Origin of the sequence: Wenyingzhuangia aestuarii (assembly GCF_011927765.1) — a bacterium.
Lineage (GTDB): Bacteria > Bacteroidota > Bacteroidia > Flavobacteriales > Flavobacteriaceae > Wenyingzhuangia > Wenyingzhuangia aestuarii.
Map to the genome: position 1 here is coordinate 1 of NZ_JAATJG010000025.1, position 8,952 is coordinate 8,952.

The 8,952-nt window shown below is 27.9% G+C and carries 8 protein-coding genes; 7 read left to right on the forward strand and 1 reads right to left on the reverse strand.

Features of this window, described 5'->3' with window-relative positions; all coding sequences use genetic code 11:
* Positions 1 to 153: 153 nt before the first annotated feature.
* Positions 154 to 1,170: an NAD-dependent epimerase/dehydratase family protein gene (locus tag GGR97_RS14855; protein WP_167899318.1), complete on the reverse strand. Its 1,017-nt coding sequence runs from the start codon at positions 1,168 to 1,170 to the stop codon at positions 154 to 156.
* Between the two features lie 134 nt (positions 1,171 to 1,304).
* On the opposite strand from GGR97_RS14855, the gene GGR97_RS14860 reads away from it, so the two are divergent.
* The 7 genes from GGR97_RS14860 (at position 1,305) to GGR97_RS14890 (ending at position 8,260) form a co-directional block, all read left to right on the forward strand.
* Positions 1,305 to 1,742 (forward strand): winged helix-turn-helix transcriptional regulator, encoded by a 438-nt coding sequence (locus tag GGR97_RS14860; protein ID WP_110358472.1) that lies wholly within the window; start codon positions 1,305 to 1,307, stop codon positions 1,740 to 1,742.
* Between the two features lie 129 nt (positions 1,743 to 1,871).
* Entirely contained in the window at positions 1,872 to 3,251 is a 1,380-nt protein-coding gene (locus tag GGR97_RS14865) for an AAA family ATPase (RefSeq protein WP_167899319.1), read from the forward strand.
* On the forward strand, positions 3,252 to 4,172 hold the full coding sequence (locus tag GGR97_RS14870) for a DUF4435 domain-containing protein (RefSeq protein ID WP_167899320.1): 921 nt from the start codon (positions 3,252 to 3,254) through the stop codon (positions 4,170 to 4,172).
* A gap of 749 nt (positions 4,173 to 4,921) precedes the next feature.
* Complete coding sequence (locus GGR97_RS14875; RefSeq protein ID WP_167899321.1) at positions 4,922 to 6,202, forward strand: SIR2 family protein; 1,281 nt, start codon at positions 4,922 to 4,924, stop codon at positions 6,200 to 6,202.
* Positions 6,203 to 6,409: 207 nt separating this feature from the next.
* Complete coding sequence (locus tag GGR97_RS14880) at positions 6,410 to 6,919, forward strand: hypothetical protein (protein ID WP_167899322.1); 510 nt, start codon at positions 6,410 to 6,412, stop codon at positions 6,917 to 6,919.
* A gap of 228 nt (positions 6,920 to 7,147) precedes the next feature.
* On the forward strand, positions 7,148 to 7,420 hold the full coding sequence (locus GGR97_RS14885; protein ID WP_167899323.1) for a hypothetical protein: 273 nt from the start codon (positions 7,148 to 7,150) through the stop codon (positions 7,418 to 7,420).
* A 483-nt stretch (positions 7,421 to 7,903) separates the two neighbouring features.
* Positions 7,904 to 8,260 (forward strand): hypothetical protein, encoded by a 357-nt coding sequence (locus tag GGR97_RS14890; RefSeq protein WP_167899324.1) that lies wholly within the window; start codon positions 7,904 to 7,906, stop codon positions 8,258 to 8,260.
* Positions 8,261 to 8,952 lie beyond the last annotated feature (692 nt).

Genomic DNA, 8,952 nt, shown 5'->3' on the forward strand with positions numbered 1-8,952 from the left:
AAAGAAACAAAACCAAACAAAAAGCTTAGGCTCAGTCCGTGCTCGAAAATCTTGTCGATTTTCAATCCCGTACTAATCCTAGCCAAAACCGTTGTAGCCAATTAAAGAATCACTCGAACTTTGTTTGAAATTCGAGTGATAATTGAAAAATAACTATTTGTTCAATCGTTGTTTTACTGATTGAACTGTGTCTAAAACGGACTTTTCAAAAGAAATCGGCTTCCAATTGAACACTTCCTTTGTTTTGCTAACATCTGCGTCATAAGTGTTTCCAATAAAAGGCTTCATACCTTTTAAATCGCTATTAAAATTAGACATAAATTTTAATAAGAAATTTGGACCTTCTAAAGTGCTTACTTTAGCATTTCCATTTGATTTTAAGATTTGAGCCATTTCTTTAAACGAATATGGATTTTCAGTTGCAACAACAAATCGTTGTCCATTAGCCTTCTCATTCTCTAAAGCCTTAACGTGAATATTGGCAATATCTCTTACATCTGACATATTAATGCGTACTTTGGCAAGCATTGGCATTTTACCAGTTATCATATCCTTAACAATATTCATTGATTCACCAGAGAGTTTATCTGACAAGGTTGGTCCCCAAATAGGACCTGGATTAATAACAACCAATTCTAACTTGTTATTCCCTTTTTGAGTTTCTATAAAATCCCAAGCACTCTTTTCTGCAAGTGTTTTACTTTTTACATAAGCGGACATATTTTTAGCATTTGGATTAGTCCAAGTATCTTGCTCTATGTTTAATGACTTATTTGCATCACCAAACATTGCAACTATAGAAGAAGTTAAAACCACTCTCTTAACACCTGCTTTTTTAGCAAAATTTAAAGCACGTTGTGTACCTTCAATAGCAGGCTTTATCAGCTCGTTTTCATCTTTAGGCTCACTTGCCACATAAGGAGAAGCAATATGTAGCACATAGTCACAATCCTGCATTGCTTCCGCCCAACCTTCGTCTTTTAAAAGATTAAGTTCACAAAACTCTAAATTACCATTGGGCTCAACTTCTTTTCGAATTGCTCGTGTTAATTCGTCTCTTTTGGATAAATTCCTAACTGAACCTTTGACTGAATATCCATTTTTTAATAATTCCACCGCTGCGTGCAGACCAACATATCCTGAAATTCCTGTTACTAATACTTTTTTCATTTTATCAAATTTTATTTACATCAAATTATTACTTGCAAATCGCAAGCAAAGATAACATATTACTTTTATTTTGCAAGCAATAAATAAAAAAATGTATTTTTACAAAATAATTTTAAGGTAATACAAAATTGAAAATGGAACATAAATTTAGATGCGACTGCCCAATTACTAGTGCAATTGATATTATTGGAGATAAGTGGTCTTTAGTAATTATTAAGCAAATGCTGACTGAAAATAAAAAAACATTTAAAGATTTTATTGAGAGTGAAGAAGCTATCGCAACAAATATTTTGTCTTCGAGATTAAAAATGCTTGAGGAGTTTAAAATTATAATAAAGGGAAAACTTCCTGAAAACAAAAAAACAAACATATACACATTAACAGAAAAGGGAATTGAACTTACACCATTAATTGTAGAATTAATAATTTGGAGCGATAATAACCTACGAGAATTTCATTCAGATTTATATGCAGGAGAACAGATAGAAATGATAAGAGGTAACAAAGAACAGTTTATTGAAAATATAATAGAAAATTACAAGAAAAAAAACTGGCTACAACACCGTATATAATTTATTGCTGGCTTCTTACCTACTTGCGAAAGTCCTCGCGGACTTTCTTGGTCGTTAATTATTTACTAAATTAGTTGCTTAAACCACGCAACAAACCATATACAAACACGTTAGGTAAAATAACAAGAAATGAAAATTAAAAAATTTAAAATTAAACAACTACATGGCTATAGAGATGTAGATATCGATTTATCTGATTCTGTTAAAATATTAATTGGAGAAAATGGACTTGGTAAAACCACAATTCTAAATATAATTTATTACACACTTTCTAAAAAATTCAAAAGGCTAAGTAATTATAACTTTGAGTCAATAGAAGTTGTATTCAATAGTAGAAAAAAAGTAGTTTTTACTAAACAAACATTATTAAAATATCTTAATCTTGATAAAGAAAATAACGCTAGTCATTTTGGTGAGTTTTTATCTAAAATAAAAGAAGACGATGAAAAGAAAATACGTAAGATAATAAATCATACTAAATCTTCCGAACAAGATAAAAGAATTGAGTTAAATGATCTCCTAAAAAAATCTGGTTTAAAAATAGGTGCACCTGCTTTCTATATTTTTGATTTAGTAAAAAAATACTATGATGAAATTGATGGAAATAAATTTTACGACACAATCAAAGTTATAGATGAAGTTGTTGATTGTAAAATATTATATTTTCCTACATACAGACGTATTGAAGAAGATATAAGAAATATTGGAATTAATAACGATAAAGAATTTTTCAGTAACAAAAGAAATCTTTTACCTCGAGAAGAAAAGAATAAAGATGATATAATTCAATTTGGTATGACAGATGTTGACAGTAGAATTCAAAATATCACAAAACAAATCACACATTCATCAATGATTGGTTTTTCAGATATTACAGCGGAAATGCTTCATCAACTTTTAACTGACTTTCCTGATATTACAACAAAAATAAGGTCACAAAAAGATATTAATAAATTAAAAATAATGCTTGACAGGATCGGTCAAAAGTTAAGCCCTGAAGATCATATAAAGATTCAAGATTTTATTGATAATGGTAATACCGATAATAAGGGACTTATCTTCTTTGTCAACAAACTAATAGACTTATATAACAATCTTGAAAATCAAGATAACGCCATAAAAAACTTTATTGATGTTTGCAATAATTATCTTGTTGAAAAAAAATATGTATATGATGAGAGAGAAGTAATTCTTAACATACAACATCAAAACCCTAAGTATATTGAAAATAATAAGACAAAAGTTATAGAGCTTGATAAATTATCTTCAGGTGAAAAACAGATAGTTTCACTTTTTTCAAAAATATTTTTAGAGCAAAATGATCGTTTTATAATCTTATTTGATGAACCAGAACTTTCATTATCTATCTTTTGGCAACAAAGACTTTTACAAGATATCATTAATTCTAATAAATGTGATTTACTTTTTGCAGTTACACATTCACCATTCATTTATGAAGAACATGGTCTTTATAATAAAACATTTATGTTAAAAGATTATATCAACTAAATGGAAGAAATAACAAAAGAAAACATACAAAACACTATGAATAATAGTATTTCTGTTGTGTTTCATAAATTCTCAAATTCTTGTAAAGACGAAAATAATAATAAAATATTTTGTTTTTATGAAGGTAAAGATGCTCCTTATTATTCTTCTAGAATAGAAAAATATTTTAATGATGAATACTTAAATTTTAAGTGTAAAAACAAAAGTAATGTCCTTAAAATTTATGATAAAATCAAACATAAAAAAGATGAATATATTCTAGCTTTTTTTATTGATAACGATTTTGATGATAAAGTAGCTAATTCCGACATATATGAAACGCCTACCTATAGTATCGAAAACTTTTATTGCCATGAAGATTGTTTGAAAAAAATTTTAAGAAATGAATTTTATTTGAATGACGGAGACAGTGAATTTATATCAATACTTGACCTATACAAAAATGAACTTATTCAATATCAAGAATCAATTATGCTATTTAATTCTTGGTATAGAAGTCTGATAATTAAAAAAAGAACCGAGAAATTGGAAAGTACAGGAGTATCTCTAGATGATAAACTACCTAGTTCTTTATTCAAAGTTAATATTGGAGGAATAAACAAAACTTATACCTTAGAAAACATCAAGAATAAATATTCTAATGCTATTAACGTAACAGAATTAGAAGTAGAAAACTCAAATACATATCTACGAAATCACAATTTAACTGAAATACTTAGAGGTAAATATCTTATACACTTCTTAATTAACTTTTGTGAATATCTTACAAATGATTCAAAAGAGAATAAGATTTATATTAAGGATAATATTCAATTTAACACAAACAAAAATATAATTCTTAGTCATTTTTCAAACTATGCATATACTCCTACTTGCTTAGAAAGTTATATTGAAACTAGGTCTTTCCAAAGAACTGCATAGTTACTTTACCTAACAACGGCTAAAAAACATTTAGGTTTTGGTCTTTTCTAGATGTTTTGTTCGTCTTTACTTTGTCACAAAAGCCATTTACATTATTTTTAAAGTACAAATAATTAAATGGCTTTTGTTTGGTGTTTTATCCGATAATTTATCGTTTACAAACCCCCAAACGTTTCCTAGCCAAAACCGTTGCCTTTAACAGCGTAAATTTCGTCCGAAATTTCGCAGTTAGCCGAACGGTTTCTTTTCTTAGAAACTTGAAATAACGTAACTCCGCATTTTTTTTTTAACTAAACACGAAAGTTCTCTCTTTTAAATGAGATTTAAACTATTCGCTTTCTAAATCCTTGATATATTACTATAAACGATACATATTACTCTAGCTTCTTTTAAAATATCGTAACAACGCTGAATTTAAATTGTAAACGTTGAGAATTTATTAAAAAATGAAAACTAATACCCTTTTAGAATTTCTAACTGAGTGTTTGAATTTTTTATTCCAACGCGGAGTCTGGAATTATTGAGATTTACTCAATGAATTGTAAAGTAGAATCACTGAAGAAAAATGAAAAACTAAGAATTGAAAATTAATGATCCGTACTGCTAAAAGGCAACAACGCATAAAAACAATTTGGGCTTGGTTTCTTTCCCTAAGTTCTGTACTTTTAAACTAACTAAATCAGTACGCTCGAAAAGGCTATGCCCCTTTCTCCCAAACTGATTTTTATACAAAACCGTTAGCAGCAACATTGAAAAAACAAACAGAAGTATTTCTTTTCGGAGCAGGAGCCATGATAAACTGGAATGGACCATTGACGTCTGAATTGACTGAATTGGTAAGAAACTCTGGTTTTCCTATTAAAAACTCAAAAACTAAAATAACGGAATTCATCTATAATCGACTCATTGAAAACGGATATTCTAGCGATGAAGTAAATTTTGAAACAATTATCAATGTAATCGAAGAACTAAGTGTTTACTATTCAGAGCACAATAAAACAAATAAAACACCTTCTATATTACGAAGTTTCTTAAAAGAAAACGAATTAGATGTAATTCTTAATTTTTCAATAAAAGATAAGGAAAGAAAGCACGGATATTTACTAGATATTCCTTCAGGTTCTAATTATATCTTTTCAAAGCATTCATATCAAAATGAAAATCCAAAACAATATTTTTTACAACATCTATTAGCATTAATAATAACTGAGTTAAATTCTGTTATTTCAAAATACGCATATCATACCGAAGGAAATTCGGTAATAAATAAGGAATCTAAATGTAGTGTAAATTTTAAACAATGGATGAGTTCTATTGAAAAGAACAGTTTTATAAGAATGTATACCCTTAATTATGATAGAATTTTTAAAATCTTATTGGAAGATATTAATATCAAATGTTTTGAAGGTTATCATGCAACGAATTCCATTGATGACATGAAAGGACTCAGAGCGGATGTACCTAAGATTCTCAATGACTTTGAGTGTAATATTCAATATAATCTTCATGGTTCAGCATTTTGGAAAGTAAAACCGCTAGATAAAGGTGGATTACCTAATCCTGAAATTTTGTTTTCTGGAATACCAGAATTATCTGTAAATGATGACCAAGTAAGTATTCAAATGGAAAAGGGAAAACCAATATATATTACAAATATTATTACTGGTTATCAAAAAGCTCAAAAAGGAAGCCTAACACCATTCAAACAAATGCAATCTGCATTTGACAAAGATACGTGTAATGCCAAAAAAATATATATAATCGGATATTCATTTGGTGATGAACATATAAATGAATCAATAAGAACAGCACTCAGATATAATAAAGAATTATATTTAGAGATCGTAGATCCAAGCTTTATTAAAAATAAACTTGATGAAAAACTTAACATTACTTTATTCCAATCAGTGGAAAATGATATTTTCTATCCTACTCAAATAAGTGAAAATAAATTTAGTTATTTCAACGACAAAGTAATCCTTCATACATTGACTTTTGAGGAATATCTAAATCAAAAATGCAGCAGCTAACACCGGCTAAACTTCATGCGGGTTTTGTGCTTACTTCAAAGTTTTGTGTATATTTACTAAGTCGCCAAATCTTGTTGATTTGGCTTAGTTAAAACCAAAGAAACAAAACCAAACAAAAAGCTTCGGCTTAGTACGTGTCCGAAAATCTTCGCGATTTTCACCCGCACAAAGCCTAGCCAAAACCGTTGTGTACAAACCGAAAATAAAATGAAAAATATCTTTCTCATAATATTATTTTTATCTTTTTCTGAAACTTATTCATGCACTTGTGCTCCAATGAAAAGACTAGATATCGCTCAAGTTGAAGAATATGAATATTCAGAATTTGTATTAATAGGTGAGATAATTGAAATTGATAACGAAAAGAGAACTTTTAAGGTAAAAGTTAAAGAAACCTTCAAAGGAAACTTAAAAAATGAAAGTATAATTGAGTTTAGAAATCATAAATATTGCGAACCTGTTGTTGAGAAAAAAAGTGAGTGGTTAATATACTCTATATTGAAAGACAATAAATTTGAAATTAATACATGTGGAACAAGTAGAGATTTGAATAATCTTGAAAGACTATATATTCCTCCTCCTCCTCCAGTCCCAAATGATACTAGAAGTGTAGAAATAAAAGAAGCAGAAATTAAAAATCACATACAGGAAATGAAAAAATTCATTAAAAAAGTAACTGAAAATGAAATAAATAGATTGAGAAAATTAAATTCTTAAAGGTCAGTACACAACACCGGCTAAACTTCATGCGGGTTCTGTCCTACTCCAAAGTTTTGTGTATATTTACTAAGTCGCCAAATCTTGTTGATTTGGCTTAGTGAAACTAAAAGATACAAAACCAAACAAAAAGCTTCGGCTTAGTCCGTGTTCGAAAATCTTGGCGATTTTCTTCCCGCACAAAGCCTAGCCAAAACCGTTGCCAGCAAGCACTAAATAAAAACCAAAATGAAAAATTTTTTAAACTATATAATATATTGTATTTATCGAATTTCTTATCGTCACGCAAGAGCTGGAATTTTTCCTGAAAAAATAGCTAAATACAATTTCGGTGCAATAATCTTTTTTTTAATAGGCTTGTTAATAATTTTTATTGTAAAATATATTTTGTTAGAAATTGAAATAGGGTATATGATTTTATTTCCAATTACATTTTCAATTATTGGAGGCTGGATTGCTCCATATATATTTAACTTTGATAAAATCAAAAAATATAAATAAGCAGAAAATTGTATTTAAGTTGAATCCTTTTAATTCTAATTATTATCAGTATTCTGAATATGGTTGAAAGTGGAAAAAATTAACATAACTCGGAAAAAATTTTATCATAATAACTGAATTCAATATAAATTAAAGAAAAAAAACGAACTAAAAATATAGAATACTGAAAATCAATTAACTAATACAGTTGAAATCATAAAAGAAAAAGCCAGCAGGCAACACTGTATAAAATTAATGTGGGTTTTTATGGTTTTCCCAAAGTTTTAGGTCTGTTTATATTGTCGCTCATACTTATTTGAGTATTTTTAGGTCGACAAGATAAAAACATAAAATAAGTATAAGCTTGTGGCTCGGCTGACAATTCTTCGATTGTCTACCTCCCACACTAATCTTATACAAAACCGTTGTAAGTAAGCTTGAAATAATAAAATATAAAGTTGAAATTAAACAAATTGAAACAATAATTATCGTAAATATATTACTTTGAAAAGTAAATTTTTTATTAAAGAAAAAGATCATTTTAAGCTTTATATTCCTTTAGAAAATAAAATATTATTTGAAAATGAGTTAAATAAACACAATATTGATTTCTATGAAAAAATTGAAGAGCAACCAAACATAAATAATGGAATTCGTTATTTTTTACTAGACAAAGACAAATTTGAGATAGATATAATAATTAAAGAAAATGAAATTTTATCTGGAATTGAATCTACAGGAATATATGACATGAAACTAACTAAGAAATTTTATTTCATATATTTTAAGTTAGTAATGAGTATTATATTTATCGTAGCAATAATAATTGGAATTATAAAAATCTATGATAAACTTAAATAAAGCTAATCACAGTTAATGAAAAAAACTGAAAAATACTTATAAAATAAACACGATAATTTTGTTTTTATACTGGTTAAATGAAAACTATAAAAAATATATAAACTTAAATATTGAAATAGTTTATATATAATTCGATTTAGAAATTTTTATTAGATAAAAGCCAACTTACAACACCGGCTAAACTTCATGCGGGTTTTGTGCCAACTTCAAAGTTTTGTGTATATTTACTAAGTCGCCAAATCTTGTTGATTTGGCTTTGTGAAAAACAAAGAAACAAATCCAAACAAAAAGCTTCGGCTTAGTCCGTGTTCGAAAATCTTATCGATTTTCAATCCCGCACAAAGCCTAGCCAAAACCGTTAGCCAGCATAGGTCAGAACCGCTAAAACTGAAAGTAAACCACTTCCCTACTTTATTATTCTCTTTTTATGAAAAATTCAATCGCTGAAAGATTTTTACAATTATTTTGAAAAAGTCGTTTAAAGGTATTTTTCGGTTAGCTTCGCTGGTTTTTTATTCAGTCGTTTAAGAACTTGTTGATAGTTTATTTCTAATCGATAAATATCTTTACAAATCGTTGCTAAGCAAAAAAGTAGTTGAGAAAACATTATTTCATTGAAAGTTTTTTAAACACTGAGAAAGTAGCTTAAAATAAGCTTGAGAAGTTTTTATTTATACAAAGTTGTTTCTTAA

Coding starts and splice junctions, on each gene's coding strand:
- GGR97_RS14885 (WP_167899323.1), top strand. CDS start 7,148: ATGAAAAATTTTTTAAACTATATAATATATTGTATTTATCGAATTTCT.
- GGR97_RS14860 (WP_110358472.1), top strand. CDS start 1,305: ATGGAACATAAATTTAGATGCGACTGCCCAATTACTAGTGCAATTGAT.
- GGR97_RS14865 (WP_167899319.1), top strand. CDS start 1,872: ATGAAAATTAAAAAATTTAAAATTAAACAACTACATGGCTATAGAGAT.
- GGR97_RS14880 (WP_167899322.1), top strand. CDS start 6,410: ATGAAAAATATCTTTCTCATAATATTATTTTTATCTTTTTCTGAAACT.
- GGR97_RS14870 (WP_167899320.1), top strand. CDS start 3,252: ATGGAAGAAATAACAAAAGAAAACATACAAAACACTATGAATAATAGT.
- GGR97_RS14855 (WP_167899318.1), bottom strand. CDS start 1,170: ATGAAAAAAGTATTAGTAACAGGAATTTCAGGATATGTTGGTCTGCAC.